The sequence below is a fragment of the Variovorax sp. YR266 genome (genome assembly GCF_900107295.1).
In the GTDB taxonomy this organism is placed as follows: domain Bacteria; phylum Pseudomonadota; class Gammaproteobacteria; order Burkholderiales; family Burkholderiaceae_C; genus Variovorax.
On the sequence record NZ_FNPM01000009.1, the window covers coordinates 1 to 26,488 of the forward strand.

Sequence of the window (26,488 nt, forward strand, 5' to 3'; positions counted from 1 at the left end):
CCGATCTCGCGCACGGTGGGCGCCACGCAGGTGGTGGACGAGATGCTGTTCTGCTTCACCCACACCACCGAAATCCCGTGGATGCTCCCGGGCGTGGCGCCGACGGGCAAGCGCGTGGAAGTGCCGCTGCTCGCGGTCATCAAGTTCCGCGGCGACAAGCTCTATCACGAGCACATCTACTGGGACCAGGCCAGCGTGCTGGTGCAGGTGGGTCTGCTCGATGCGAAGCTGCTGCCCGTGGCGGGAATCGAGACGGCGTACAAGCTGCTCGACGAGACGCTGCCGTCGAACACCCTGATGCCGCGCTGAAAACGACACGGCTTTTAGAATGGCCCGGTGAGCGCCCTCCCCACTTCCATCACCCCCACCGAACGCCGCCCGATCCGCGAACTTCCCGACGAACTGATCAGCCAGATCGCTGCCGGTGAAGTCGTCGAGCGCCCCGCATCGGTGGTGCGCGAGTTGCTGGACAACGCGCTCGACGCGGGCGCCAGCCAGATCACGGTGCGGCTGGCCTCGGGTGGCGTGCGGCTGATCTCGGTGGAAGACGACGGCCTGGGCATTCCGCGCGAGGAACTCACGGTGGCCCTGCGCCGCCACGCAACCAGCAAGATCGCCAGCCTCAACGACCTCGAAACGGTCGGCACGATGGGCTTTCGCGGCGAGGCGCTGGCCGCCATCAATGCGATTGCCGAGCTCAGCATTCTTTCGCGCTTCACCGGCTCCGACACGGCCTTCGCGCTCGATGGACGCACCGGCGAGCTGCGGCCGGTGGCCCGCTCCACCGGCACCACAGTCGAGGTGCGCGAACTGTTCTTTGCGACACCCGCGCGCCGCAAGTTCCTGAAGACCGACGCCACCGAGCTGGCTCATTGCATCGAGGCGGTGCGCCGTCATGCGCTGGCACGGCCCGAGGTGGGCTTTTCGGTGTGGCATGACGGCAAATTGGTCGAGCAGTGGCGCGCCGCCACCACGCGCGAGCAGCGGCTGGCCGATGCGCTGAGCGACGAGTTCGTAGCGCAGAGCGTGGCCGTCTATCGCGAAGGCGGCCCGGTGCGCGTGGTCGGCCGTGCCGGCATCCCGGATGCGGCGCGCTCGCGCGGCGACCAGCAGTTCTTCTACGTCAATGGCCGCTTCGTGCGCGACAAGGTGCTGTCGCATGCGGTGCGCAGCGCATACGAAGATGTGCTGCACGGCCAGCGCCAGCCGATTTACGCGCTGTACCTGGAGATCGATCCGGCGCGGGTCGACGTGAACGTGCACCCGACCAAGATCGAGGTGCGCTTTCGCGACGGGCGCGAGGTGCACCAGGCGGTGCGCCATGCCATCGAGGACGCGCTGGCGGCCCCGCGTGCCGGTGATGCAGTCGCGCCAGCGGGTGCGGCACCGCAGCCATTTTTCAAGCAGACCCCGCTGCCGTCGAACGCCAGCTGGGCTCAGCCCGCCATCAATTTCACATCGCAGGAGCGCGGCGCCGGCGATTTCGAGGCGATGTGGCCCCGGCGCAGCGAGCAGCCGGCGCAGCATGCGGCGGAATCGACCGCATCGTCTCTTTGGCCCCAGGCCAGTGCGGCGGCGGCAACGTTCCAGGCCCCTGTCGGGCTGCCCGTGGCCGCGGCAAACACGGAGGCTGCCGCCCTCGCCACCAACGAACAAGCCTGGCCGCTGGGCCGCGCGCTGGCCCAGCTGCAGGGCATCTACATCCTGGCCGAGAACAGCCAGGGCCTCGTGATCGTCGACATGCACGCGGCGCACGAGCGCATCGTCTACGAGCGGCTCAAGACGCAGCTCGACGGTGCGTCCATCAGCAGCCAGCCGCTGCTGATTCCGGCCACTTTCGCGGCCACGCCGCAGGAAGTGGCAACGGCCGAGGCCTGCGCCGAGGTGCTGCCGACGCTGGGCCTGGAAATAACTCCCTTCTCGGCACGCACGCTAGCGGTGCGCGCCGTGCCCGGAACGCTGGCCGACGGCGATCCCGTGGAGCTGGCGCGCAGCGTACTGGCCGAACTGGGCCAGCACGACGCGAGCACGGTGGTTCAGCGCGCCCAGAACGAATTGCTGTCCACAATGGCCTGCCACGGGGCGGTGCGGGCCAACCGCAAGCTCACCATCGACGAGATGAACGCACTGTTACGTCAGATGGAAGCAACAGAACGTTCGGACCAGTGCAACCACGGCCGGCCGACCTGGCGCCAGCTGTCGGTTCGCGAGCTGGATTCGCTGTTCATGCGCGGCCGATAGGGCAAATCGGCGCTTTAAGCCTTTTTTCTAGGGTTTTCCGCAGTCATCGGGATTGCGGGCACGCACGTTGCATAGGCTCGGTAAAGCGCCAGTGAGCGTTGTTTCGGGGGGTTACCAAGGTGCAGTGTCGGCGCACCAAGGTGAAAGCAGGTGAACTTTTCCGCCGACTTCGCTGTCCCTCAACCCCATGATGAAACGCTGGACCCTCCTCGCGTCTGTCCTCTCGCTTTGTGCCCTGCTGGCAGCCGGTTGCTCGACGCTCGACGAACAGCAACGCGAATGGATCTTCCAGCCCAGCGACCGCAGCTGGGGCAACACCGCCTCCATGACCCAGGGCATGGAAGACGTGTGGATCGATTTCCAGTCTTCCCTCACCGGTGAGCCCGCTCGCCTGCACGGCCTGTGGCTGGGCGGCGCGCCCGAAACCACCGACACCCCCGTGATGCTGTATCTGCACGGTGCCCGTTACAACGTGGCCGGCTCGGCGCCGCGCATCCAGCGCATGCACGAACTGGGCTTCTCGGTGCTGGCCATCGACTACCGCGGCTTCGGCAAGAGCTCCAAGGGCCTGCCCTCGGAAGAGTCGGCCCGCGAAGACGCCCGCGCCGCCTGGACCTGGCTGGCCGCGCGCCACCCCAAACAGCACCGCTACATCTTCGGCCACTCGCTCGGCGGCGCCATCGGCATCGACCTGGCGGCGCATGTGAACGACGAGAGCGGCACCATCGTCGAGAGCACCTTCACCTCGATCGCCGACGTGGTCAGCGGCTTCAAGTGGGGCTGGCTGCCCTTCGGCCCGTTCATCACGCAGCGATTCGAAGCGATCAACACGGTCAAGGACATCGGCTCGCCGCTGCTGGTGGTGCATGGCACGGCCGACAGCCTCATCAACCCGACGCTGGGCCGCAAGCTGTATGACGCGGCCACCGTGCCCAAGCTGTTCGTGCTGGTCGAGGGCGGTTCGCACCACAACACCAATTCGATCGGCGAGGCGCAGTACCGCGCGGCGCTGACGCAGCTGTTCCGCATGAAGCCGGAGAGCATGGTCGCCAGCAATGGCGGCGCGGCGAACCGGCCGCAGCCACGGCTTGCACCGCCTTCCGCCGCGCTGGCGCCGCAGGATGTGCGCGGCGAGGTTCGCGCGCCGGCACCGGCCGCCATCTAGGTTTCGTCCGCGCCCGCCGTCAAGCCAGGTTGAAGGGCAGCTGGCGCAAGGGCTTGCCCGTCAACCGTGCAATGGCGTTGGCGAACGCAGGCGCCAGTGGAGGCAGGCCGGGCTCGCCCATGCCGGTGGGCGCATCGGCGCTGGGCACGATGTGGATATCGAACTCCGGCATGTTGGTGATTCGGGCTACGGTGAAATCGCCGAAGTTGCTCTGCTGCACGACGCCGTCCTTCAACGTGATCGCACCGCCGGACAGGCACGTCGACAGTCCCATCACCGCCGCGCCCTGCACTTGCGCCTCCACACTGCGCGGGTTGACCGCCAGGTTGCAGTGCACGCCGCTGGTGACGCGATGCAGCACCGGCTGGCCGTCCTTCACTGAAGCTTCCACCACATAGGCCACCACGGAGTCGAATGACTCGTGCACGGCTACGCCCCAGGCACGACCGTCCGGCAGCTGCTTCTTGCCGTAGCCGCTCTTGTCCACGGCCAGTTGCAGCGCAGCGCGGTGGCGTGGGTGCTTGTCTGCGAAGAGCTGCATCCGATAGGCCACCGGGTCCTGCTTCGTGCTGCGGGCGATCTCGTCGATCAGGGTCTCCATCACGAAGGCGGTGTGGGTGGAACCCACGCTGCGCCACCACAGCACAGGCACGTTGACCTGGGGGTGATGCACCGTCAAGCGCATCGGCAGCGGGTACGGATCGCGCATGCCCTCGGTGGCCGTGGCGTCGATGCCGTCCTTCACCTGGAATTGCCCGAACACCGTGCCAGTGGTGATCGACTGTCCGACGATGACGTGGTCCCACGCCAGGATCCTGCCGCGCTCGTCGAAGCCGATGCGTGCGTGGTGCAGATGCATGGGGCGGTAGTAGCCGCCCTTGATGTCGTCTTCGCGGCTCCACAGCAGGCGCACCGGCACGTCGAAGCCGGCGGCACGCGCGGCCTTGGCGATCTCGCAGGCCTCGACCACGAAGTCGCTGGTGCCCACGAAACGCCGGCCGAAGCCGCCGCCCGCCATCTGCACATGCACCGTCACCTGCTCGGGCTTGAGGCTCAGCACGCGCGCGGCGGCGGCAGCGTCCAGCCCGGCGCACTGGGTGCCGACCCACAGCTCGGCGCGCCCGTTCGACAGCTTGACGGTGCAGTTCAGCGGCTCCATGGGTGCGTGAGCGAGATAGGGGAAGACGAACTCGGCTTCCAGTTGGCGAGGCGCGGTGGCCAGCGGTGCCATGTCGGCGTCGAACTTGCGTGAGCCTGGGCGGCCGGCCAACTCGCGGTACTGCGCCAGTTGCTTTTCGGTGTCCACCTTCTCGACGGAGGCCGTGTCCCACTGCAGCTTCAGCGCGTCGCGGCCCAGCTTGGCGGGCCAGTAGCCATCGGCCACCACGGCTACGCCTTCGGCGCCGCGGTCCAGCGGCACGCGCAGCACGGCCTTCACGCCCCTGACGGCGCGCGCCGCGCTGTCGTCCACCGAGGCCAGGCGAGCGCCGAACACCGGCGGATGAGCCACGACTGCCGTGAGTTGGCCCGGATGCCGCACGTCGATGCCGAAGTCCTGGCGCCCGCTGCTCTTGGCGCGCGCGTCCAGGCGCGTGGTCGGACGGCCGATGATCCGGAAGTCCTTGGGATTCTTCAGCGTGACCTTCTCCGGCACCGGCAGGGCCATGGCAGCTTCAGCCAACTCTCCGTAGCCCAGCTTGCGGCCGCCCGGGCCGAGCACCATGCCGGCCTGCGTGCGCAGCGTGGCCACATCGGCCTTCCAGCGCGCCGCTGCCGCCGACAGCAGCATGGCCCGGGCACGGGCACCCAGTTCGCGGTACTGCGTGAAGCTGTTCTTGATCGAGTGGGAGCCGCCGGTCATGTTGATGCCGAAGAGCGGGTCGACGTAGGCGGCGTCGTTCGAGCCATTGCGGCTGCGCACCAGGGCCCAGTCCGCGTCGAGTTCCTCGGCCAGGATCATTGGCAAGCCGGTCTGCACACCCTGGCCGAATTCCAGCCGGTTGATGGTCACCGTGACTTCGCCGTTGGAAGCGATCTGCACGAAGGCCGATGGCTGCTGCGTCGGCTTGAGCGCGCCAGCCGCCTGCGCCGCACCGTCGGCCTGCGCCATGGCCAGGTGAGGAAAGGCGCCGAGCGCGAGGCCGCCAGCCCCGGCCATCTTCAGGAAGCTGCGGCGAGGCAGTGTGGCGACTTCATGAACTGAGCCTTGGGCCATCAGGCGCTGCATGGCGCGCGGCAGTTCGCGGTAATCGAAGTTGGCGATGTTGGACAGCATGGCGGCTCCTTCAGGCGAGGGTCTTGGCCGCATCGGCCACGGCAGCGCGAATGCGGGCGTAGGTGCCGCAGCGGCAGATGTTGCCGACCATGGCCGAATCGATCTCGTCCGCGCTGGGCTGCTTGCCCCGGGGCAGCGATTTGAGGAAGGCAGTCGCGCTCATGATCTGGCCGCTCTGGCAGTAGCCGCATTGCGCCACGTCGTGCTTGACCCATGCGGTGTGCACGGCTGCGCCGACCCGATCGCTGCCGCTGGTGGTCGCTTCGATGGTGGTGATCTTCTTGCCCTCGGCGGCGGAGATGGGTGTGATGCACGAGCGGATGGCCTGGTCGTCCAGATGCACGGTGCAGGCGCCGCACAGCGCCGCGCCGCAGCCGAACTTGGTGCCGGTCATGCCCAGCGTGTCGCGCAGGGCCCAGAGGATGGGGGTGCCGGGGTCGGCATCGACCGTGTGTTCACGGCCGTTGATGTGGAGCGCGCTCATGTTCGGTTCTTCCTGGGTAGGTTGGATCTGATTCACTTGGCGCCGTCGAGCAGCCATTGCGCGAGCGACTGCACGTCGGCATCGGGGATCTGGGTTTGCGGCGGCATCGGCATCGGGCCCCACTTTCCCGAGCTGCCGGCCTTGATGCTTGCAGCCAGCTGCGCGGCAGTTCCCTTTCCTTCGCCGTACCTTGCCCCGATGTCTTTCCAGGACGGACCCACCACTTTGGCTGTGGCCTGGTGGCATGCGACGCACGCGTACTTCTGCGCCAGCGCCTGGCTGGCCACTGCGCGTGCCGGCCACGCGACGACGCTCACGCCAATACCCAGCGCCACGACGAGGGAAGCGGCAAAGGAACGCTGGACAGCTGCGGTGCGATCGTTGGTCATTGCTGTCCCCGGTCGTCGTGGGCAAGAGACGTGGACAGGCCGCGATGGGCGCCCGCCTGCGCAAGCAGCGCGTTGGCCTTGGCTTCGAAGGTCTGCACGGCATCGGCACCTGCGGCGAACCGGGCCGGCGGCTCTTCGAGCGCGGCAAGCCGCACGATGGCGTCGGCGAGCTTGGCGGGGTCGCCGCCCTGCTTGCCGCTCATGCTGCTCCAGGCGGCAACGGTTTCCCTAGTGCGCTCGGCGTAGTCGTCGATGTTCGGCTCGGCGAAAGTGGTCGAACCGGCGGTGAGCAGCTCGGTGCGAAAGAAGCCCGGCTCCACCAGCATGGTGCGTATGCCGAAGGGGGCAAGCTCAGGGGCAAGCGACTCCATCCATCCTTCGACGCCAAACTTTGCCGCGGCATAGGCAGTGCAGAACATTCCGCCGGCAATCCCCGCAGTCGAAGAGATGGTGAGCACCAGACCCGAGCGCTGTTTGCGCATCATCGGCAGCACGGCGCGGGTGACGTTCATCGGGCCGAACAACAGCGTCTCGATCTGGTTGCGGACCTGCTCGGGGCTCAGCTCCTCGAAGAAACCGGCGTAGAAGTTGCCTGCGTTGTTCACCAGGACGTCGATGCGCCCGAACTTCGCGATGGCGGCCTCCACTGCGGCCTGTGCCTCGTCGAGGCGGGTAACGTCGAGCTTGACGCTCAACAGGTCTGCATGGGAGCCGATGGCCGCAGCCACCTTCGCGGGGTCGCGGCCAGTGGCCACGACGGCGTGGCCTGCGGCCAGCGCTGCCCTGGCGATGTCGACGCCCAGGCCCCGGCCTGCGCCGGTGATGAACCAGATTTTCTTGTCGGTCATGGGAATGTTCCTTTCGGTTGGTGCCAGTGTCTGCCCAGGAACCGTCGACCCGTTTGCCGAAAGCGCGCGTGTTCTTGCCTGAAACGATGAGACTGCGCCAGAAATGCGGACCGAGCGAAATGCGCGAGCTAGACTTTGCCGGAGCACCCCGAAAGGATTCAAATGGAAGCGCCGCAGCTGACGCAGCAAAGCGAATCGGCCGTCCTGAGCGGCTTGGCCAAAGCGGTCGGAAGCGTTGTCAAAAATGACGGCGACTTCATCACCGCCATTCCCGAACTCTCGCTCCACCGTCGCAGTGCCACGACTGAGCCTGTTCATTGCATCTATGGCTTTGGTGTGGGCATCACTGTCAGTGGGCAGAAGCGGGTTGCGCTCGGCGAGGAATTCTTCGACTACGCCGCTGGGCAATCGCTGCTGACCACGGCCGACCTTCCCGTCGTGGCGCATGTCACCCAGGCCAGTGCCGCGCGGCCCTTTCTGGGCATCATGCTCAAGCTCGACTCTCGCGCCATCGTGCAGGCGGCAGCCGAGATGGCGTTGCCCCAGCCGACAAAGGACTACAGCTACCGCGCCATGTCGCTCGGCGATCTCGATCCGACACTGCTTGGCACGGTGACGCGGCTCGTCGAGCTGCTGGCCGAGCCCAAACTGATTCCCCAGATAGCTCCACTGCTTCAGCAGGAAATCGCCGTTCGCCTGCTCGCCGGGCGCCACGGCCAGCAGTTGCAGCGCCTCGTGGCAGTCGGCTCTCCAGGCCAGCAGGTGGCGCAGAGCATGGCCTGGCTCAAGATGAATTTCACGCAGCCTGTGCTGGCGGACGAACTGGCCGCTTCCGTGCATATGAGTCCATCGACGTTCCGGCAGCACTTTCGTGCCGTGGCGGGCATGAGCCCCATGCAATACCTGAAGCAGCTGCGCCTGCAAGAGGCCCGGCAACTGATGCTGAACCAGGGCATCGATGCCGGCACCGCGGGAGTGCGCGTGGGATACGAAAGCGCCTCGCAGTTCAGCCGCGAATACGCCCGTCTGTTTGGGGCGCCGCCGCTGCGCGACATCAAGCGGATGCGGGAAACGACCTGAGCAAGACCCGTGCTGCAGACCGGCGCGCGCCATTTGCTACCCTCGGCGCATCATGTTTCCCAGCTCCGCACCGGCCGCCGAGGCCGCTCCCCCGGCATCGCCCGCCGCTGCGCGCTCCGGTCCGCCGCGCTATGTGGCGCTCGCCGGCCCCACCGCTTCAGGCAAGACGGCCGCCGCATTGGCGCTGGCGCGGCTGCAGCCGGTCGAAATCATCAGCGTCGATTCAGCACTGGTCTACCGCGGCATGGACATCGGCACCGCCAAGCCCACGGCCGCCGAGCAGGCTGCCGCGCCGCATCACCTGATCGACATCCTCGATGCGCGCGACAGCTACAGCGCGGCCGCCTTCGTGGCCCACGCCACGCGGCTCATCGGCGAGATTCGCGCACGCGGCGCGCTGCCGCTGCTGGTGGGCGGCACCATGCTGTATTTCAAGGCGCTGTTCGATGGCATAGACGCCATGCCCGCAGCCAACGCCGCGGTGCGCGCGCGCATCGACGCCGATGCCGCCACGCTCGGCTGGCCCGCCATGCACGCGCGGCTCGCGCAGGTCGACCCGGTCACGGCCGCGCGGCTGGCGCCGCAGGACAGCCAGCGCATCCAGCGCGCGCTCGAAGTGTGGGAGAGCAGCGGCCAGCCGCTGTCGAGCTTTCATGCGCGCGACAACAAGACTGCCAGCGCAGTCGAAGGCGGCGTGCTGTTCTCGCTCGAACCGACCGACCGCGCCTGGCTGCACACGCGCATTGCCGAGCGCTTCGATGCGATGCTGGCAGCCGGCTTCCTCGACGAAGTACGCGCACTGCGCGCGCGCGGCGACCTGTCGACCGACCTGCCCTCGATGCGCTGCGTCGGCTACCGGCAGGCTTGGGAAACGCTCGACGCCTGCGGCGACGCCGCTCCCGACGCCAAAGCCATGGCCGATCTGCGCGAACGCGGCATCGCCGCCACGCGCCAGCTTGCCAAGCGGCAGATCACCTGGCTGCGCAGCATGCCGCAGCGCACCGTGATCGCCTGCGACGCCCCCGACGCGGTGCAGACCGCCGTTCAACTGATCGCCAAGACCACTCAACCCGGATGACGCTGCGCATTTCCAACCTCGGCAAGCACTACGGTGACGCGCCTGTCTTCGAGAACGTGACGCTGGGCGTCGAGCCCGGCGAATTCGTCGCCATCGTGGGCGAATCGGGCGTCGGCAAGTCGACGCTGCTCAACTGCATGGCCGGCCTCGACAGCTGGGACCAGGGCACGGTGACGCACGACGGCACCGACATCGGCGCGCTCGACGGCGAAGCCTGCGCGCTCTGGCGGCGGCGCCACGTGGGCTTCGTGTTCCAGGCCTTCCATGTGCTGCCGCACCTCGACGTGGCGCAGAACGTATCGCTGCCGCTGATGCTGCTGGGCCAGCAGAAGGACAACGACGGCCGCGTCGCCCACATGCTCGAAGCGGTGGGCCTGCCCGGCATGGGCGCACGGCTGCCGCAGACGCTGTCGGGCGGCCAGTTGCAGCGCGTGGCGATTGCGCGCGCGCTGGTGCACCGCCCCGCCCTGCTGCTGGCCGACGAGCCCACGGGCAACCTCGACCCGACCACTGCCGCGAAGGTGATGGAGCTACTGATCGGCCAGACCCGCGAGCATGGTGCGTCGCTGGTGCTGGTGACGCACTCGGAGAGCGCGGCCGCCCGCGCGGACCGCCTGCTGCATCTGCGCGCCGACGGCATCGCCACCTGAGACTTCCTGGCTACGCCCAATGCCATCGCCAAGTCCGGCAAAAGTTGGCAGAAACAGAGCCGGATTTTTGAACCTCCAAGACGGGTGCTCATAGCATTCGACGGCCCGTAGCCAAGCCACCTGCGAACACACCGACGCCTGCAGTTCATCTGCTTCAAAGGCATGGTGGTCCCGCGTACTCAGCCAATTCATAAAACGGCTTTGCAATGCAATCAGGGGGATCACTCATGCTCGACAGAAGAAACTTCGTTCTAGGCACGCTCGCTTCATCGGCGCTAGTCGCCTGTGGCGGGGGCAACGACACCGCTGCCAACCAATGTTCATCGGCGCCGGCCGCCTGTGGTGGCGGCAACAGCGGCAGCAGCAATAGCGCCGCTGTCAACCGATACCGCCAGGCCAATTTGCTGGCCAGCCACACCCGCTACGGCGCTTCCTTCACGGAGCCGGAATTCATCAACGGCTGGGGCATCGCCATCCGCCCGGCCGGTGCCGGCGGCCATTTCTGGGTTGGCGGCGGTGGCATCTCCTGGCAATACCTCGGCGACGTCACGCGTTCGGCCGACCCGGCATTGCGCGCACTGCACCAAGACGGCCTGCGCGAAGTGACCGTACCGGGCTCGGATGCCAGCACGAGCGACGACAGCGCAGGCAAGGTCACCGGCGTCGTGTTCAACGGCGCGGCCCTGACTTCGGACCTGTTCCGGGTGCAAGGCCAGCCGGCCGGCGAGCGCACGCTGGACGGTTCGGCGCGCTTCGTCTTCGTCACCGACAGCGGTAGCGTCAGCGCCTGGACCGAGCGCGATGCAGACAGCGGCGCCATCGTGCGCATGGACGGCCCGGCCGTGGAGGTCTTCAACGGTGCCGATCAGGGCATGGCCTTCTTCGGCGCCGCCATCCACACCGGCCGCTGGGACCGGCTGTGGCTGGCCGACTTCGGCGCGCAACCGCAGATACGCACACTGGACGCGCAGTGGCAGTTGGTGCCGACGCAGGGCTTCGCCAACCCCTTCGCGAGCGGACCGGCAGGCGCGGCACGGCCGGGCGACCCAGTGCCTTTCAACATCCAGGTGGTGAACGACGGAACCCGGGACCGGGTGTTCGTGCTGTATGCGATCAGCCAGGCCGGCCCAGCCGAAGCGCATGCCTTCCACGCCGGCGAGGAAGATGCGCTGGATGCCGCGGCCGAAGCCGCAACGGGCAATCGCCCCTCGCGCGGCAGGCTCGCCGAATTCGATCTGGATGGTCGTCTGCTGCGCGTCTATGCGGATGACGGCCGGCTCAACGCGCCCTGGGGCGTGGCCATTGCGCCCGCTGACTTCGGCGCGCTGTCGGGCTTGCTGCTGGTCGGCAATTTCGGCGGGGCGGGCCGCATCTGCGCTTTCGATCCGGCCAGCGGCCAGTATGTGGACGACTTGCGCGATGCGCAGGACCGGCCCGTGTCCATCGCCGGCCTCTGGGGCCTGCAGTTCGGCAATGGCGTGGCGCTCGGCGACAGCAATGCGCTGTACTTCGCGGCCGGGCCGCAGGACGAAACCGAAGGGCTCTTCGGTTCGCTGCGCACGGCCTGAAGCCTTATGTCTGCGGCGCGAGGAAGGTCGCGTAGCGCGACAGGTCGACGTTGCCGCCGCTGATCACGATGCCCACGCGCTTGCCGGCAATCGCCTTGCCCGCTGCAATCGCACCCGCAAAGGCAAGGCAGCCGGTCGGCTCCACCACCATCTTCATGCGCTCGGCAAAGAAGCGCATCGCATCGACGAGCTGCTCGTCGGTAACGGTGAAGATGTCGTCCACGTCGCGGCGGATGATGCCGAAGGTGTACTCGCCCAGATGCTGCGTCTGCGCGCCATCGGCAATGGTCTTCGGCGTTTCGATGTGCACGATCTTCCCCGCCCGAAACGACTGCTGGCCGTCGTTGCCCGCCTCGGGCTCCACGCCATATACCTTGCAACTCGGCGCCAGCGCGCGCGCCGACAGCGCCGAACCCGACAGCAACCCGCCGCCACCCAGGCACACGAACAGGTGGTCGAGCAGGCCTGTTTCCTCGATCAGCTCCTTCACCGCCGTGCCCTGCCCCGTCAGCACGTCGGGGTGGTCATAGGGCGGAATCATCGTCATGCCGCGCTCCTGTGCCAGCTGCTTCGTCAGCGCCTCGCGGTCTTCGGTGAAGCGGTCGTACATCACCACTTCGGCGCCGTAGCCCTTGGTGGCGGCGACCTTGGCGGCCGGTGCGTCTTTCGGCATCACGATCACGGCCGGCATCGACAGCAGGCGCGCCGACAGCGCAATGGCCTGCGCATGGTTGCCCGACGAGAACGCGATCACGCCGCCCTTGCGCTGCGTGGCGTCGAACTTCGACAACGCATTGAACGCGCCGCGAAACTTGAACGCGCCCATGCGCTGGAAGTTCTCGCACTTGAAGAAGAACTCGGCGCCCCAGCGCTCGTTGGCGGTGGTGGAACGCAGCACCGGCGTGCGGTGGGCGTGGCCTTCGAGCCGCGCGGCCGCGGCGATGACGTCGTCGTAGGTAGGTAGTTGCATGTGTCCGAGCTTAGCGGCGGCTTGCAAATTTTTGCAGCCCCGATGGGTAAAAACCCGGGATACGCGTCGGCCGTGAACTCCGTACTCTGTATACAGAGTTCAAAGAAAGCCGCCCATGCCCGCCCAGCTCGTCAGCATCGAAGCCGCCCCCGACCTCGTCGATCAGGTCTACCGCGCCCTGCTCGGCGCCATCAGCAGCGGCACGCTCGCGCCCGGCGAGCGCCTTACCCAGGAGGACATCGCCTCCCGCCTTTCGGTGTCGCGACAGCCCGTGCTGCAGGCGCTGCGGCTGCTGAAGAAAGACGGCTTCGTGCTCGACGCACCCGGCCGCGGCGTGCTGGTAGCGCCGCTCGAAGCCGAGGCGATGCGCAAGGTCTACCAGGTGCGCGGCGCGCTCGACGTGCTGGCCGCTCGGCTGGCGGCGCAGCAGCGTTTTCGCATCGACCCGAAACTCATCGAGCGCGGCCGGCGCGCAGCGCGCGGGCGCAATGTCGAAGCCATGATCGACGCCGACGTGGCCTTTCACCAGGCCATCTACGAGGCATCAGGCAACCCGCTGATCGGCCAGAGCGCCGATCCGCACTGGCGCCACCTGCGCCGCGCGATGGGCGCGGTGCTGCAGGCCGAGCCACAGCGCGAATCTCTGTGGGACGAGCACGAGGCGATTGCCGCGGCCATTGCGGCCGGCAACGTCGAGCGCGCCTCGCGCCTGAGCGAAGAACACGTCTCGCGGGCCAGCGAGGCGCTGAGCGAACGGCTCGCGCAGCAACTGGCGCGAGCCGCATCCGTCATTCCCACGAAAAAAGGAGACAAGGCATGAAGCTGAACCCCGAGCAACGCGCGCAGTTCGAGCGCGACGGCTATGTGTTCTTCCCCGGCCACTTCTCGGCCGAAGAGACGAAGGTGCTGACCGACGCGGTGCCCGATCTCTACAGCAGGCGCGAGGCCTTCAACGTGCGCGAGAAAGGCTCCGACGCCGTGCGCACGAACTTCGCCGCGCACCTCATCAGCGAGCCCTTCGCGCGGCTGGCGCGACACCCGCGCATGGTCGGCCCGGTGACTGATCTCTTCGAGGAAGAGGTCTACATGCACCAGTTCAAGATCAACGGCAAGATGGCCTTCGAGGGCGACGTGTGGCAGTGGCACCAGGACTACGGCACCTGGCTCAACGACGACCTGATGCCCACCGAGCGCGCGATGAACGTCGCGATCTTTCTCGACGAGGTGACCGAGCACAACGGCCCGCTGATGTTCATTCCGGGCAGCCACCGCAAGGGCGTGGTCGATGCGAAGCATGACCTCACGACCACCAGCTACCCGCTGTGGACCGTGGACAACGACCTGATCCGCCAACTGGTCGATCGCGCCGGAGGCAGGCACGGCGGCATCGTCTCGCCCAAGGGCCCGGCCGGTTCGATGATCCTGTTCCACAGCTGCCTGGTGCATGCCTCGGGCAGCAATCTGTCGCCCTTCAACCGCGTGGCGGTGTACCTGAGCCTGTGCGCGGTCAGCAACCACATCCGGCGCCACAAGCGGCCCGAGTACATCGCGCACCGCGACTTCACGCCCATCGAGATGCTGCCCGACGACTGCCTGCTGAAGCCGTACCCGGTCGATGTGCCGTGGAAAAACGGCCTGCCCGAGAGCGCGCTGCGCACCTCGCTCGACGTGCTCGACACCGCGGAGGCCTGACCCCATGAGCCTGCACACCCGCCTGCAACAGCGTGCCGCCGAAGGCCGCTCCATCCGCATCGGCCTGATCGGCGCCGGCAAGTTCGGCGCGATGTACCTCGCGCAGATTCCGCGCACGCCCGGCGTGCAGCTGGTGGCGATTGCTGATCTTTCGCCTGACGCTGCCCGCGTCAACCTCGAACGCGTGGGCTGGCAGCCCGAGCGCGCCGCGGCTGGCTCAGTGCAAGAGGCGCTGAAGCACGGCACCACCTGGATCACCGACGACTGGCAGGCGGTGACGCGCGAACCGTGCATCGACATCGTGGTCGAGTGCACCGGCAACCCCGTTGCGGCGGTGGACCACTGCCTCGACGCCTTCGCGCACGGCAAGCACGTGGTCAACGTGACGGTCGAGGCCGACGCCTTCTGCGGCCCGCTGCTTGCGCACAGGGCGCAGCAGGCCGGCGTGATCTATTCGCTGGCCTTCGGCGACCAGCCCGCGCTGATCTGCGACCTGGTCGACTGGGCGCGCACCTGCGGCTTTCCGGTGGTGGCGGCCGGGCGCGGCCACAAGTGGCTGCCGCACTTCACCGAATCGACGCCCGAGACGGTGTGGGGCAACTACGGCCTCACGCCCGAGCAGGCAAAACGCGGCGGGCTCAACCCGAAGATGTTCAACAGCTTTCTCGACGGCTCCAAGCCGTCCATCGAAAGCTCGGCGGTGGCCAACGCCACCGGGCTCACGGTGCCTTCGGACGGCCTGCTCTATCCGCCCGCGAGCGTGGAAGACATTCCCTTCGTCACGCGGCCGAAAAGCGAAGGCGGCGTGCTCGAGCGCAAAGGCATGGTCGAGGTGGTGTCCTCGCTCGAAGCCGATGGCCGGAAGATTCCCTACGACATCCGCATGGGCGTGTGGGTCACGGTAGAGGCCGAGACCGACTACATCAAGAACTGCTTCGAGGAATACAACGCCCACACCGACCCGAGCGGGCGCTACTTCACGCTCTACAAACGCTGGCACCTGATCGGCCTGGAGGTCGGCATGTCGGTGGCCAGCGTGGCGCTGCGCGGCGAGCCCACCGGCGTGGCCACCTGCTGGAACGCCGACGTAGTCGCCACAGCCAAGCGCGACCTCGCAGCGGGCGAGATGCTCGACGGCGAAGGCGGCTACACGGTCTGGGGCAAGCTGCTGCCTGCCGAGCGCTCGCTGCGCCTGGGCGGCCTGCCGCTCGGGCTGGCGCACAACGTCAAGCTGGTGCGCCCCGTGAAGAAGGGCCAGAGCTTGAGCTGGGCCGACGTGGCAATCGACACGACGACTGCCGCCTACAAGCTGCGCAACGAGATGGAAGCCATGTTCGCGCCCTCCATCAGGGCCAGGGCGGCATGACGGCCTAGGGCATAGGTGGTGCAACCGTTGCGCCAAACGGCAATCGCATAAAAAATAATCTGCTCGGCACGAACCCGTGTCGAAATGACCGCCGGCGGGCCGTCATTGTGGTGAGCGATCTTGCTCAACAGCCTTTTCCTTGACGGAGAGACACCATGCAGTACATGTTGATGTTCTATCAGCCCGCGGCCGAATTCGAACAGCGCGACAACGCGTCCTCGCAGGCCTACCGGGCCAGCTGGGTCGCGTATGCCGACGCCGTGCGCCAGGCCGGCATCTCGCTCGGCGGCCACGGCCTCTTCCCGCCCATGACCGGCACCACGCTGCGCGTGCGCGGCGACAAGCGCCAGGTGCAGGACGGCCCCTTCGCCGACACCAAGGAGCAGCTCGGCGGCTACTTCGTGGTCGACGTGCCCGACATCGACGCCGCGCTCGAATGGGCTGCGCGCGCGCCCTGCGCGACCAGTGGCGGGGTCGAGATACGGCCTGTGTTCATGGCGACCGCCGTAGCCGCATGAGTGATCCGGCGGTTCAGAGAGCCGCCGAACGTGCGGCGCGCGATTCTTACGGGCGGCTGCTGGCCATCCTGTCGGCGCGCACGCACGACATCGCCGCGTCGGAAGACGCACTGGCCGACGCCTTTGCGCGGGCGCTCGAGCGCTGGCCGTCCGACGGCATCCCCGTGCAGCCCGATGCCTGGCTGCTGAGCGTGGCCCGGCACCGCAAGCTCGACGCCTGGCGCCACACCCGTGTGCAGGACGCGGCCACGCAGAGCCTGCTGCTGCTGGCCGGCGAGGTCGACGAAGGCACCACCGACGGCGCGGCCGTGCCCGACGAGCGACTGCGCCTGCTCTTCGTGTGCGCGCACCCGGCCATCGACGCGCCGGCGCGCGCGCCGCTCATGCTGCAGACCGTGCTCGGCCTCGACGCGGCACGCATGGCCGGCGCCTTTCTCACCGCGCCGGCCACGCTCGGCCAACGGCTGGTGCGTGCCAAGGCCCGTATCCGCGCGGCCGGCATTCCATTCGAATACCCGCAAGCGCGCGACCTGCCGCAGCGGCTGCAGGACGTGCTCAACGGCATCTACGCCGCCTACGGCACCGGCTGGGACGACGTGGACGGCGCCGATGCCTTGCCCCGCGGCCTCACGGCCGAGGCCATCGACCTCTGCCGCATCCTGTGCGGCCTGATGCCGAACGAGCCCGAGCCGCTGGGCCTGCTCGCGCTGATGCTGTTCTGCGAAAGCCGCGCCGCGGCCCGTCGCAGCGAGACCGGCGCCTACGTGCCGCTCGACCAGCAGGATCCATTGCGCTGGGACCCGGATCTGCTCGCGGAGGCCGAACGTTGTCTGCGGCTGGCATCGGACATGAAATCTCTCGGTGCATACCAGCTTGAAGCGGCCATCCAGTCGGCCCATTGCGAACGCCGCGTGGGCGCGCCGGTCGCGCCCGAAGTGCTGGTGTCGCTGTACGAAGGCCTGCTGGCGCTGCGGCCCAGCATCGGTGCCCAGGTCAGCCGGGCCTGCGCGCTGGCGAACGCGCGCGGCCCCGAGATCGGCCTGCGGGCGCTCGAAGCCATTCCCGCGCTGGAGGTAGCGAACTACCAACCGTTCTGGGCGGCGCGTGCGCACCTGCTCGCGGCCGGCGGCGCACGTTCCGCCTCGCGGCAGGCCTATGACCGCGCCATCGGCCTGAGCGCCAGCGCGGCGGTTCGCGCGTACCTGCATGCGATGTCGGATCGGCTCTGAGCGGCCGGCTTTTCGGTGAATCCGCCGAACTCACTCCTGCGGCACAGCGACCGATTCCCCCACCCGCTTCGCATCGAGCTGGCTGCCACCCTGCGTCAGAGACACCGCAACCACCGCGTTCCCCGCATCCCGCCGGAACACGAACTGCGCGCCGATGCCGGTCACGGCAAACCGGTCGTTGCCGGTGGGCGTGAGCGCGTTGTAGCCGCGCCCCGTCTCGCGCACCAGCAGCTTGCCGCTGCGCACGGTGAAGCTCAGCGACTTGGCCTTCGTCACGCGGAACTCGCCCTTGTAGTCTTCCAGCCGCTTCGGATTGACGGGCACTTCCACCGTCGGCACCGGGTAGCGGCTCTTGCCGATGGCCAGCATCACGGGCTGCATCGGCGCGCGTGCGTTGCTGCTGAGCACGATCATCGCTTCGCCGGTGTCGGGCGCGAGCAGCCATAGCGTGCGGTAGCCCTCGGTGACGCCTGCGTGCCAGTAGGTGCGCCGGCCGCCTTCGGGGCCGCGCACCATCACTGCGTAGCCGATATCGGCGCCCTCGTAGCGCGCCAGCGGCGTAAGCATGCGCGCGGCGGCCGGGCCGAGCGGACCGCTGGCGCCCGCGAGGATGGCGCGGCTGAAGGTCATCATGTCGGCGGCGGTGGAGCGCAGCGCGCTGGCCGGCGCGTAGGCCAGCATGTCGAACAGCGGCTGGCGGCGGTCGCCGGCAAAGGCCGGGGCCATGCGCGAGGCCTTGTCGCCGAGCGAGATCACGGTGTCGTTCATGCCCAGCGGCTCGGTGATGCGCGCACGCACCAGTTCGCCCCACGAGGTGTTGTAGTGCTCGGCCAGCAACTGGCCGAGCAACGCCATGCCGAAGTTGCTGTACGCGCCCTCGCACGGCGGTGCGGCGGCAGTGAGCTTGATGCGCGCGAGGGACGCCCAGAACATGGGCTTGTCGAAGGTGCGGAACTGCTCGGCGAGCGGTGCGCCGCCCGTTACGCCATCGGCCATCACGGGCATGCAGCCCGTATGCGTGACGAGCTGGCGCAGCGTGACCGAGGTCACGGCGGACGATAGGCCTTCGACCTTGCCGGCGAGCAGCTTGCCCACGGTGTCGTCGAGCTTGAGGTCGCCGCGCTCCACCGACTGCGCAAGCAGCAGGCCGGTGAAGACCTTGGTGACGGAGCCGATCTCGAACATCGGCTGCTCGGCACTGCCAGCCGCGATGGCGCGCGGCGACGACGGAGGCTCGGGGTTGTAGGCGGCGCCGTAGGACGCCTGGCCGTTGCGCAGCGTGCCCACCACCAGCGTGCCCCGCTCGGCACCGAGAGCGGCTTTGGCCAGCACCGTCGGGTCACTGGCGAGTGTCAGGGGTTGCTGAAGCTGTGCGGCGGCGTGGCCTGCCAGCAGCGGTGCGAGGAGCCAGGCCGCAAGCCAGGGGCGGTACAGGGCACGGGGCAAGAGCCGCATCGTCGGATTCCTCAGGCGTCGTCGAAGAGGCGCCATCGTGCCACGGCGGTGTAACACCGCGCGCGCCGCGACAATTGCCCGATGCGCGCATTGCTCACCACCTTCTCCTGGCAGGAACTCCGCCACCACCCCTGGCGCAACGCGGCGGCTGTGCTGGCCGTGATGTTGGGCGTGGCATTGGCCTTCTCGGTGCAGTTGATCAATGCGTCGGCGCTCGACGAGTTCGCGAGCGCGGTGCGCTCTGTCAACGGCCAGCCCGACCTGGAAGTGCGCGCCGTGCAGGGCGGCTTCGACGAGGCCGTGTTCGAGCGGCTGGCCCGGCACCCGCAGGTGACGCTGGCGAGCCCCGTGGTCGAGTTCCAGGGCCTGGCGCTGGCCGGCGAGCGCCAGGTGCCGATGCGCGTGATCGGCGTCGATGCGCTGGTGCTGCCGACCATCGCGCCCGCGCTGATGCCGCAGGCCGCGGCCGGTGCCGACCGCTTCTCGCTGTTCGCGCCGGGCCATGTGTTCCTCAACGCCGCGGCACGCGGCGCACTGGGCCTGCCGGCGGAAACGCCCGCCGGAACGACGGAGACGATGCAACTGCGCAGCGGCGACGCATGGCACAAGCTCGACGTGGCCGGCCATGTCGCCGCCAGCGGCACGGCGCTCGCGGTGATGGACATCTCGGCGGCACAGGAGCTGTTCGGCCAGATCGGCCGGCTCAGCCGCATCGACCTGCGGTTGGCGCCCGGCACGGACAGGGCCGCCTTCATGGCCTCGCTGCAGCAGTCGCCGGGCTGGCCAGCGGGCGTGCAGTTTGCCGAGCCCGGTGATGCGGCGCAGCGCGTGAGCAATCTGTCGCGCGCCTACCGCGTGAACCTGACGGTGCTGGCGCTTGTGGCGCTGTTCACGGGCGCGTTCCTGGTCTTCTCGGTGCTGGCGCTCAGCGTGGCCAAGCGCGCGCAGCAGTTCGCGCTGCTCGGCGTGCTCGGCCTCACGCCGCGCGAACGGCTGCGGCTGGTGCTGGCCGAATCGCTGGTGCTGGGGCTGATCGGCAGCGCGGCGGGTCTCGCGCTGGGTACGGCGCTCGCGGCGTTTGCGTTGCGCGTTCTGGGCGGCGACCTCGGTGGCGGGTACTTCGAAGGCGTGGCGCCCACGCTGCACTGGAGCGCGGGCTCGGCGTTGCTGTACGGCGGACTGGGCGTGCTGGCCGCGCTGGTCGGCGGCTGGTGGCCCGCGCGCGCGGCACAGGCGCTGCCGGAAGCACAGACGCTCAAGGGTCTGGGCGCCGCGCCCACGCAGGGCAACGGCCACTGGCTGGCGCTGGGGCTGATCGCGCTGGGCGCGGTGCTGGCCAACGTGCCGGCCATCGGCGGCATTCCGGTGGCGGCATACCTGTCGGTGGGCTGCCTGCTGGTCGGAGGCATCACCGCCCTGCCCTGGCTGATCGCGCTGCTGTACGACCGAGTGGCGCCAATGTTCGCGCGACGCGTGCTGCCGATGCTGGCGGTGGAGCGCGCGCGCCGCATGCGCGGCACGGCCGCCGTGGCGGTCAGCGGCGTGGTGGCAAGCCTGAGCCTTGCCGTCGCACTCACGGTGATGGTCGCGAGCTTTCGCGATTCGGTGACGCATTGGCTCGACGTGGTGCTGCCGGCCGACCTGTACGTGCGCGCCACCTCGGGCGGGCGCGGCAGCAACAGCGGCAACAGCAGCAGCACCGACACCGCCACCTTTTCGCCGGCCTTCGTGCAGTCGCTGGCGCGGTTGCCCGGCGTGGCGCGCACGGGCACGCTGCGCACGCAATCGCTGCAGCTCGATGCGACACGGCCCACCGTGACGCTGATTGCGCGCAGCCTGGAAGGCGGGGCGACGCAGTCGTTGCCGCTGGTAGGTGCCGCACTGCCCGTGCCTGAAGGGCAGATCGGCATCTACGTGAGCGAGCCGATGGTGGAGCTCTATGGCGCGAAGCCGGGCACGGCCTTCACTCCGCTGTCGGATGCGATGGGCCTGCGGGCGGGTTCGAAGAAGGCGCAAACGTTCTTCGTGGCGGGCGTGTGGCGCGACTACGCGCGGCAGTTCGGCACGGTCACGATGGATGCGCGGGACTTCGAGCGCATCACCGGCGAGCGCAATGTGAGCGACGTGGCGCTGTGGCTTGCGCCCGGAGCGTCGGAAGGCGCGGTGCAGACTGCAGTGCGCACTCTGGCAGCACGCCAGGGCGGCTCGTCCGCCGAGTCCGTCGAGATCGCATCGGTGGGGCAGATCCGCGCGACCTCGCTGCGCATCTTCGACCGCAGCTTCGCCGTCACCTACTGGCTGCAGGCGGTGGCCATCGCCATCGGGCTGTTCGGCATTGCCGCGAGCTTCAGCGCGCAGGTGCTGGCGCGGCGAAAGGAGTTCGGGCTGCTCGCGCACCTGGGCTTCACGCGAAGGCAGGTGCTGGCAGTGGTGGCCGGTGAAGGCGCCGCGTGGACCGCCATCGGCGCCGTGGCCGGATTGGGACTGGGGCTGGCCGTGTCCGTGGTGCTCGTGAAGGTCGTGAACCCGCAGAGCTTCCACTGGAGCATGGACCTGCTGGTGCCATGGGGCCGCCTGCTGGCACTGTGCGCGGCGGTGGTAGCCGCCGGCACGGTGACGGCCTGGATGGCGGGCCGGGCCGCCGCCGGCAAGGACGTGGTGCTGGCGGTGAAGGAAGACTGGTAGCGCCCTCGGCGTCTCAGCGCGCCGGCGTCAACTGGATCCGCTCCACCGTTTCCTTCTCGACAGCCCCCCGGCTGTAGACCAGCGGCACGTACTTGCCTTCGAGCCACAGCAGCGCAAGGTCGCGGTAGTTCGGACTCTCCGGGTTGCCCGACTGGCCCGGCGTGTTGATGACGCGCGAGGCGTCCCAGTTGCCCACGTCCAGCACCATGCGGAACGATGCGCCCGCCGTCAGCTTGTAGTCGCTGGCCCGGTAGGTGGCCGCCATCGGCGTGAAGGAAGAACCGGACATCGGCCAGTCGCCCACGTCGAGCTTCTTGCGCGTGGCGGCATCGACCACACCGCCCAGCGGATGGCGGAACTCGGCACGGTGCAGCGCGCCCCACTTCCAGGCCGCGGGGTCGGGGCCTAGCTTGGTGGTGAGCTCCTGCATCGCCGCTGGCAAGGTCTTGAGCAGCAGTGCATCGCGTTGCTCGTTCGTGACCCAGCCGAAGGGGCTTTCGAGCAGCAGCACCATTCGCGTGTTGTCGCCGGGCGCGGCCAGCGCGGCGCCTGCATCGCCCGCGCCGGCCTTGAGCACGGCGGCACGCAGCGGCTTGCTGCTCCACACCTCGTACAGCGCGGCGGCGGCGCTGTCGCGGTCCATGGTGCCGTCCCAGCTTTGCAGCATGCGCAGCGCTGTTGCCGTTTGCGCATCGTCGCTGCGCAGGCCGGCCAGCAGCTTCAGCACGCGCTGCGCGGGCGTCGCGACGATGTCGTTCTGCATGCGCTCCGAGTCTTCGACGGAGAAGCGCGAACCCGCCGCCACCTTGGCCGCGAACAGCTCCTTGAGCCGCCGCGCACGCGCCGCGTCGCTCCACTCGTAGCCCACGCCCTTCTTCGCGGCGGGATGGTCGGGCGGAATGTTGTTCTCGTTGGCGGTCACCACATAGCCGCGCGCCGGGTTGAACTCCGAAGGCAGCTCGTCGCCGTTGCGGAAGCCCGACCACTCGTAGCGCCCGTCGCCCGGCACCGGCATCAGCCCGTCCCAGTTGGGCCGGATGGGCGTGAGGCCGCCGGGAATCCAGCCGACGTTGCCGCTGGTGTCCGCATAGACCTGGTTCTCGCCGGGCGCGCCCCAGCGGTTCATGGCCGCGCGGAACTGGTCCCAGTTGCGCGCGCGCATGTAGTCCATGGAGCCGAAGTACGGCGCCATGCCGGGCTCCAGCCACGCCGCGCGCAAGGCATACGCGCGCTGCTTGCCCGGCTCGGCCAGCAGCACCGGGCCATGGCGCGTGAAGGTGTTGACCACCTCGCGCGGCGCGCTCTCGCCCTTGACCGCGATGCGTTCGGTGACGCGCACCATCGGCTCCCAGCGACCCTGGTAGCGGTACTCGGTGGCATTGCGCGGGTTGAGCTGGTACACGTACAGGTCTTCCTGGTCCATGTAGAAGCGCGTGAGGCCGAAGGCGATGGTGCCGTTGTGCCCGATCGACAGACCCGGCAGGAAGGGCTCGCCCGCGCCGATGGCGTCCATGCCCGGTGCGCTCAGGTGCGTCATGTAGCGCAGGCTGGGCGCACCGTGGGCGCGGTGCGGGTCATTGGCCAGGATGGGCCGGCCGGTGGACGTGAGCTTCGGCGAGATCACCCAGTTGTTGCTGCCGTAGGCGCCGGTCGGGTCGCCTTGCGAGGCCTGCAGTTGTTCTGCTTCGTCGCTGCCCGGCAGTTGGGCCACCGGTGACGCCAGCCGCGTGTTGGCCTTGGTGAACTGCGGCGACTCGGTTGCGCGCATGTAGGCCGCGCGCAGTTCGGCCGCAGGAATGGTGCACGGGTCGAGCCCCGGCGGTACGCGCGGGTTGATCGGCGGATCGAGCTCGCGGCGCAGCCAGTCGGCCTTGATGCCGGCGCCGCCCGCGCAGTAGGCTTTGGCGCGATCGATCTCCGACGTGAAGTTGAGCGTGAGGCCGTGATGCCGGATGCGCACCACGTCTTCGGGCGACCACGTGGCCGGCTGGTAGCCCAGCAGTGCGAATTCCGGCGGCAGCAACGAAGGCTGCGCGCGCACCTGCGCCACATACGCATTGACGCCGGCCGTGAAAGCCTCGGCCACGCGCTTGGCGTCGGAGCCGTAGGCCAGCCACTCGCGGTACATGTCGCCGCGGTAGAGCACGGCACGCGCGGCGCGGTCGTTCTCGACCCATGCGGGGCCGAAATCCTTCGCCATTTCGCCGAGGCCGCGCTTGCGCCAGAGGTCCATCTGCCACAGCCGGTCACGCGCGGCGATGAAGCCCTGCGCCACGAATGCGTCGTAGAGCGTGCCCGCATAAAGATGCGGCACGCCCCAGCGGTCCACCAGCACCTCGGCGGGCTTCTCGAGACCGGGCACGGCGAACGATGGGGAAGGACGCGTGGGCGTCTGCGAACCGGGAGGCCCCGACGCGCAACCCGCAAGCACGAAAGCTGCGAGCGCAACAACGCCGAAGGAATGCCTTTGACCTAACGAGCGCCGCGATGCGGGGCGCAGGTTTGTTCTTTTCATGTGTCTCGTCTCCTGCCTTGTTGTAGATGGCAGGGCACAGTATCCCGATTTGCGCGCCTCATCGCACCTTGTGGGCGTTACAAGGCATGACTTGTAGACTGGCGCCGATATGCAGCAGCAAACACCTTCCACCTCCTCGTCCTACTGCAGCGGCTGGCTCGGCGGCGCAATCCGCCGCATCGAAGCCGACTACCAGCGCAGCGCCGACACGCACCTGATCCCGCTGCCCCTGCCCTCGCTCGCGGCGCACGGCATCGACATGTACCTGAAGGACGAATCGACGCACCCGACCGGCAGCCTCAAGCACCGGCTCGCACGTTCGCTCTTTCTCTATGCGCTGTGCAACGGATGGGTGCGCGAAGGCACGACCATCGTCGAGGCATCGAGCGGCTCGACGGCCGTGAGCGAGGCCTACTTCGCGCGGCTGCTGGGCCTGCCCTTCATCGCGGTGATGCCGCGCACCACCTCGCCCGAAAAGATCGCGCAGATCGCCTTCTACGGCGCGAGCTGCCACTTCGTCGACCATGCCGCGCAGGTTTACGAAGAGGCCCGTGCGCTGGCCGAGCGCACCGGCGGCCACTACATGGACCAGTTCACGTACGCCGAGCGCGCGACCGACTGGCGCGGCAACAACAACATCGCCGAGAGCATGTTCCAGCAGATGTCGCGCGAGCGGCATCCGGTGCCGAAGTGGATCGTGGTGGGCGCGGGCACGGGCGGCACCAGCGCGACCATCGGTCGCTACCTGCGCTATCGCTGCCACGACACGCAGGTGTGCGTGCCCGACCCCGAAGGCTCGGTGTTCTCGGCCTACCACCGCACGGGCGACGCCACGCTGACGGCCGCCGGCTCGCGCATCGAGGGTATCGGCCGTCCGCGCGTGGAGCCGAGCTTCATCCGCACGCTGGTCGACCGGATGATCGAAGTGCCCAACCTCGATTCGGTAGCGGCCATGCATGCGCTGTCGGCGCTGCTGGGCCGCAAGGTCGGGCCGTCGACGGGCACCAACTTCATCGGCATGCTGGCCGTGGCGCAGGAGATGCGCGCGGCCGGGCAGCAGGGTTCCATTCTTTCGCTGCTGTGCGATGCGGGCGAGCGCTACCTGCCGAGCTACCACGATGCGACCTGGGTGCAGAACGCCTTCGGCGACATCGGGCCGGCGCAGCAGCGCATCGATGCGCTGGTGGCGTCGTGATGTCTCCCCTGCCACTGCTGTCGCGCCGCGGCCTGCTGCTGGCGGCGCTCGCGTCGGGTCCGCTGGCGGCATGGGCATTGCCCGAGCGCCGGCTGGAGTTTCCGCGCGACTTCGGCAGCCACCCTGATCTGCACACCGAGTGGTGGTACATCACCGGTCATGCGAAGACGCTGGCAGGGCGCGAGTTCGGCTACCAGGTGACCTTCTTCCGTTCGCGCGTCGAGGCCACGCAGGGCATGCGCTCGGCCTTCGCGGCGAAGCACCTCGTGTTCGCGCACGCAGCCGTCACCGACCTGCAAGGCCGCGTGCTGCTGCATGACCAGCGCATCGCACGCGCGGGCTTCGGCGTAGCGGAGGCGAGCACGAGCGACACCGACGTGCGCATCCGCGATTGGTCGCTAGCGCGGGAAAAAGACGGCATCTACGTCGCGCGCATTCCGGCCGGCGAGTTCTCGCTCGACCTGCGCTTCACGCCCACGCAGCCGGTGCTGCTGCAAGGCAACGCAGGCCTCTCGCGCAAGGGCCCCGATGAATCGCAGGCGAGCTACTACTACAGCGAACCGCAGCTCAAGGCGCAGGGCAAGCTCACGCTCAAGGGGCAGGCCTTCGACGTGGGCGGAACCGCGTGGCTCGACCACGAATGGAGCGAAGCGCTGATGCACCCCGAGGCCGTGGGCTGGGACTGGATCGGCATGAACCTCGATGACGGCAGCGCCCTCACCGCCTTCCACCTGCGGCGCAGCGACGGCAGCGCGCTGTGGGGCGGCGGCTCGTTCCGCCCGCGCGATGGCGTGGCGCGCATCTTCAAGAATGACGAAGTCCGCTTCGAGAGCCTCAAGACCTGGGACAGCCCGCGCACGCAGGCAAAGTACCCGACGCAATGGCGCGTACAGACGCCAGCCGGCAGCTTCGAGGTGCGCGCCCTGCTCGACGACCAGGAGCTGGACAGCCGCGGCTCGACCGGCGGCGTGTATTGGGAAGGCGTAAGCGACCTGCTCGACGCCCAGGGGCGCCGTGTAGGCCGTGGCTACCTGGAAATGACCGGCTACGCCGCACCGCTGAAGCTGTAACCGTTGTAGCCGCGC

Annotated in this window: 21 protein-coding genes and 1 pseudogene; 15 read left to right on the forward strand and 7 right to left on the reverse strand. The window is 68.5% G+C overall.

Features of this window, described 5'->3' with window-relative positions; genetic code table 11:
• From BLW48_RS22585 to BLW48_RS22595, 3 genes and pseudogenes are all read left to right on the forward strand, one after another.
• Positions 1 to 309: pseudogene (locus tag BLW48_RS22585) on the forward strand (ester cyclase); the annotation flags it as partial.
• A 27-nt stretch (positions 310 to 336) separates the two neighbouring features.
• Positions 337 to 2,241: a DNA mismatch repair endonuclease MutL gene (gene mutL / locus BLW48_RS22590; RefSeq protein ID WP_093177603.1), complete on the forward strand. Its 1,905-nt coding sequence runs from the start codon at positions 337 to 339 to the stop codon at positions 2,239 to 2,241.
• Between the two features lie 187 nt (positions 2,242 to 2,428).
• On the forward strand, positions 2,429 to 3,406 hold the full coding sequence (locus BLW48_RS22595; protein ID WP_093079998.1) for an alpha/beta hydrolase: 978 nt from the start codon (positions 2,429 to 2,431) through the stop codon (positions 3,404 to 3,406).
• 19 nt (positions 3,407 to 3,425) lie between these two features.
• Here the strand turns inward: BLW48_RS22595 and BLW48_RS22600 are convergent, their stop codons facing one another.
• The 4 genes from BLW48_RS22600 to BLW48_RS22615 are packed head-to-tail and all read right to left on the reverse strand — an operon-like array spanning position 3,426 to position 7,402.
• On the reverse strand, positions 3,426 to 5,681 hold the full coding sequence (locus BLW48_RS22600) for a xanthine dehydrogenase family protein molybdopterin-binding subunit (protein ID WP_093177604.1): 2,256 nt from the start codon (positions 5,679 to 5,681) through the stop codon (positions 3,426 to 3,428).
• 10 nt (positions 5,682 to 5,691) lie between these two features.
• Positions 5,692 to 6,165 (reverse strand): (2Fe-2S)-binding protein, encoded by a 474-nt coding sequence (locus BLW48_RS22605; RefSeq protein ID WP_093177606.1) that lies wholly within the window; start codon positions 6,163 to 6,165, stop codon positions 5,692 to 5,694.
• A gap of 32 nt (positions 6,166 to 6,197) precedes the next feature.
• On the reverse strand, positions 6,198 to 6,554 hold the full coding sequence (locus tag BLW48_RS22610) for a c-type cytochrome (protein ID WP_143047766.1): 357 nt from the start codon (positions 6,552 to 6,554) through the stop codon (positions 6,198 to 6,200).
• Positions 6,551 to 7,402: an SDR family oxidoreductase gene (locus BLW48_RS22615; protein ID WP_093177608.1), complete on the reverse strand. Its 852-nt coding sequence runs from the start codon at positions 7,400 to 7,402 to the stop codon at positions 6,551 to 6,553. Before BLW48_RS22615 ends, BLW48_RS22610 begins: the two co-directional genes overlap by 4 nt.
• A 162-nt stretch (positions 7,403 to 7,564) precedes the next feature.
• Here BLW48_RS22615 and BLW48_RS22620 point away from each other — a divergent pair, with 162 nt between their 5' ends.
• The 4 genes from BLW48_RS22620 (at position 7,565) to BLW48_RS22635 (ending at position 11,778) form a co-directional block, all read left to right on the forward strand.
• The gene (locus tag BLW48_RS22620) at positions 7,565 to 8,482 is read left to right on the forward strand and encodes an AraC family transcriptional regulator (protein WP_093177610.1); all 918 of its coding nucleotides are present in this window, start codon (positions 7,565 to 7,567) and stop codon (positions 8,480 to 8,482) included.
• Between the two features lie 52 nt (positions 8,483 to 8,534).
• Positions 8,535 to 9,560 (forward strand): tRNA (adenosine(37)-N6)-dimethylallyltransferase MiaA, encoded by a 1,026-nt coding sequence (gene miaA, locus BLW48_RS22625; protein ID WP_177142386.1) that lies wholly within the window; start codon positions 8,535 to 8,537, stop codon positions 9,558 to 9,560.
• Positions 9,557 to 10,210 (forward strand): ABC transporter ATP-binding protein, encoded by a 654-nt coding sequence (locus BLW48_RS22630; RefSeq protein ID WP_093057810.1) that lies wholly within the window; start codon positions 9,557 to 9,559, stop codon positions 10,208 to 10,210. Before miaA ends, BLW48_RS22630 begins: the two co-directional genes overlap by 4 nt.
• A 227-nt stretch (positions 10,211 to 10,437) precedes the next feature.
• Positions 10,438 to 11,778, forward strand: coding sequence for a TIGR03118 family protein (locus BLW48_RS22635; protein ID WP_093177611.1), 1,341 nt, complete (start codon positions 10,438 to 10,440; stop codon positions 11,776 to 11,778).
• Between the two features lie 4 nt (positions 11,779 to 11,782).
• On the opposite strand, the gene BLW48_RS22640 is transcribed toward BLW48_RS22635, so the two are convergent.
• Positions 11,783 to 12,748: a threo-3-hydroxy-L-aspartate ammonia-lyase gene (locus BLW48_RS22640; protein ID WP_093177613.1), complete on the reverse strand. Its 966-nt coding sequence runs from the start codon at positions 12,746 to 12,748 to the stop codon at positions 11,783 to 11,785.
• A gap of 115 nt (positions 12,749 to 12,863) precedes the next feature.
• On the opposite strand from BLW48_RS22640, the gene BLW48_RS22645 reads away from it, so the two are divergent.
• The 5 genes from BLW48_RS22645 (at position 12,864) to BLW48_RS22665 (ending at position 17,553) form a co-directional block, all read left to right on the forward strand.
• Entirely contained in the window at positions 12,864 to 13,568 is a 705-nt protein-coding gene (locus tag BLW48_RS22645) for a GntR family transcriptional regulator (protein WP_093177615.1), read from the forward strand.
• Entirely contained in the window at positions 13,565 to 14,440 is an 876-nt protein-coding gene (locus tag BLW48_RS22650; protein WP_093177616.1) for a phytanoyl-CoA dioxygenase family protein, read from the forward strand. The genes BLW48_RS22645 and BLW48_RS22650 overlap by 4 nt, the downstream gene beginning before the upstream one ends.
• Before the next feature lie 4 nt (positions 14,441 to 14,444).
• Complete coding sequence (locus BLW48_RS22655) at positions 14,445 to 15,806, forward strand: NAD(P)H-dependent oxidoreductase (protein WP_093177618.1); 1,362 nt, start codon at positions 14,445 to 14,447, stop codon at positions 15,804 to 15,806.
• 155 nt (positions 15,807 to 15,961) lie between these two features.
• Positions 15,962 to 16,324: a YciI family protein gene (locus BLW48_RS22660; RefSeq protein WP_093057816.1), complete on the forward strand. Its 363-nt coding sequence runs from the start codon at positions 15,962 to 15,964 to the stop codon at positions 16,322 to 16,324.
• On the forward strand, positions 16,321 to 17,553 hold the full coding sequence (locus BLW48_RS22665) for an RNA polymerase sigma factor (RefSeq protein ID WP_093177619.1): 1,233 nt from the start codon (positions 16,321 to 16,323) through the stop codon (positions 17,551 to 17,553). The genes BLW48_RS22660 and BLW48_RS22665 overlap by 4 nt, the downstream gene beginning before the upstream one ends.
• 30 nt (positions 17,554 to 17,583) lie before the next feature.
• Here BLW48_RS22665 and BLW48_RS22670 read toward each other — a convergent pair whose 3' ends face one another.
• On the reverse strand, positions 17,584 to 19,008 hold the full coding sequence (locus tag BLW48_RS22670; protein ID WP_093177621.1) for a serine hydrolase domain-containing protein: 1,425 nt from the start codon (positions 19,006 to 19,008) through the stop codon (positions 17,584 to 17,586).
• Positions 19,009 to 19,089: 81 nt separating this feature from the next.
• On the opposite strand from BLW48_RS22670, the gene BLW48_RS22675 reads away from it, so the two are divergent.
• Entirely contained in the window at positions 19,090 to 21,693 is a 2,604-nt protein-coding gene (locus BLW48_RS22675; protein WP_093177622.1) for an FtsX-like permease family protein, read from the forward strand.
• A gap of 13 nt (positions 21,694 to 21,706) precedes the next feature.
• On the opposite strand, the gene BLW48_RS22680 is transcribed toward BLW48_RS22675, so the two are convergent.
• Entirely contained in the window at positions 21,707 to 24,208 is a 2,502-nt protein-coding gene (locus tag BLW48_RS22680) for a penicillin acylase family protein (RefSeq protein ID WP_093177624.1), read from the reverse strand.
• Between the two features lie 109 nt (positions 24,209 to 24,317).
• Between BLW48_RS22680 and BLW48_RS22685 the strand changes: the two genes are divergently transcribed.
• Together BLW48_RS22685 and BLW48_RS22690 are read left to right on the forward strand one after the other, a co-directional pair.
• The gene (locus BLW48_RS22685; RefSeq protein ID WP_093177625.1) at positions 24,318 to 25,403 is read left to right on the forward strand and encodes a PLP-dependent cysteine synthase family protein; all 1,086 of its coding nucleotides are present in this window, start codon (positions 24,318 to 24,320) and stop codon (positions 25,401 to 25,403) included.
• Positions 25,403 to 26,473 carry a lipocalin-like domain-containing protein gene (locus BLW48_RS22690; protein ID WP_093177627.1) on the forward strand — a complete coding sequence of 357 codons (1,071 nt, stop codon included), beginning with the start codon at positions 25,403 to 25,405 and terminating at the stop codon, positions 26,471 to 26,473. The genes BLW48_RS22685 and BLW48_RS22690 overlap by 1 nt, the downstream gene beginning before the upstream one ends.
• Positions 26,474 to 26,488 lie beyond the last annotated feature (15 nt).

Bases quoted from the DNA above. Each gene is read 5' to 3' on its own strand.
- BLW48_RS22620 (WP_093177610.1), top strand. From the start codon at position 7,565: ATGGAAGCGCCGCAGCTGACGCAGCAAAGCGAATCGGCCGTCCTGAGC.
- BLW48_RS22605 (WP_093177606.1), bottom strand. From the start codon at position 6,165: ATGAGCGCGCTCCACATCAACGGCCGTGAACACACGGTCGATGCCGAC.
- BLW48_RS22660 (WP_093057816.1), top strand. From the start codon at position 15,962: ATGCAGTACATGTTGATGTTCTATCAGCCCGCGGCCGAATTCGAACAG.
- BLW48_RS22670 (WP_093177621.1), bottom strand. From the start codon at position 19,008: ATGCGGCTCTTGCCCCGTGCCCTGTACCGCCCCTGGCTTGCGGCCTGG.
- BLW48_RS22655 (WP_093177618.1), top strand. From the start codon at position 14,445: ATGAGCCTGCACACCCGCCTGCAACAGCGTGCCGCCGAAGGCCGCTCC.
- BLW48_RS22645 (WP_093177615.1), top strand. From the start codon at position 12,864: ATGCCCGCCCAGCTCGTCAGCATCGAAGCCGCCCCCGACCTCGTCGAT.
- BLW48_RS22600 (WP_093177604.1), bottom strand. From the start codon at position 5,681: ATGCTGTCCAACATCGCCAACTTCGATTACCGCGAACTGCCGCGCGCC.
- BLW48_RS22640 (WP_093177613.1), bottom strand. From the start codon at position 12,748: ATGCAACTACCTACCTACGACGACGTCATCGCCGCGGCCGCGCGGCTC.
- BLW48_RS22635 (WP_093177611.1), top strand. From the start codon at position 10,438: ATGCTCGACAGAAGAAACTTCGTTCTAGGCACGCTCGCTTCATCGGCG.
- BLW48_RS22630 (WP_093057810.1), top strand. From the start codon at position 9,557: ATGACGCTGCGCATTTCCAACCTCGGCAAGCACTACGGTGACGCGCCT.
- BLW48_RS22690 (WP_093177627.1), top strand. From the start codon at position 25,403: ATGTCTCCCCTGCCACTGCTGTCGCGCCGCGGCCTGCTGCTGGCGGCG.
- BLW48_RS22595 (WP_093079998.1), top strand. From the start codon at position 2,429: ATGATGAAACGCTGGACCCTCCTCGCGTCTGTCCTCTCGCTTTGTGCC.
- BLW48_RS22685 (WP_093177625.1), top strand. From the start codon at position 24,318: ATGCAGCAGCAAACACCTTCCACCTCCTCGTCCTACTGCAGCGGCTGG.
- BLW48_RS22665 (WP_093177619.1), top strand. From the start codon at position 16,321: ATGAGTGATCCGGCGGTTCAGAGAGCCGCCGAACGTGCGGCGCGCGAT.
- BLW48_RS22615 (WP_093177608.1), bottom strand. From the start codon at position 7,402: ATGACCGACAAGAAAATCTGGTTCATCACCGGCGCAGGCCGGGGCCTG.
- miaA (WP_177142386.1), top strand. From the start codon at position 8,535: ATGTTTCCCAGCTCCGCACCGGCCGCCGAGGCCGCTCCCCCGGCATCG.
- BLW48_RS22650 (WP_093177616.1), top strand. From the start codon at position 13,565: ATGAAGCTGAACCCCGAGCAACGCGCGCAGTTCGAGCGCGACGGCTAT.
- BLW48_RS22680 (WP_093177624.1), bottom strand. From the start codon at position 24,208: ATGAAAAGAACAAACCTGCGCCCCGCATCGCGGCGCTCGTTAGGTCAA.
- BLW48_RS22675 (WP_093177622.1), top strand. From the start codon at position 19,090: ATGCGCGCATTGCTCACCACCTTCTCCTGGCAGGAACTCCGCCACCAC.
- BLW48_RS22610 (WP_143047766.1), bottom strand. From the start codon at position 6,554: ATGACCAACGATCGCACCGCAGCTGTCCAGCGTTCCTTTGCCGCTTCC.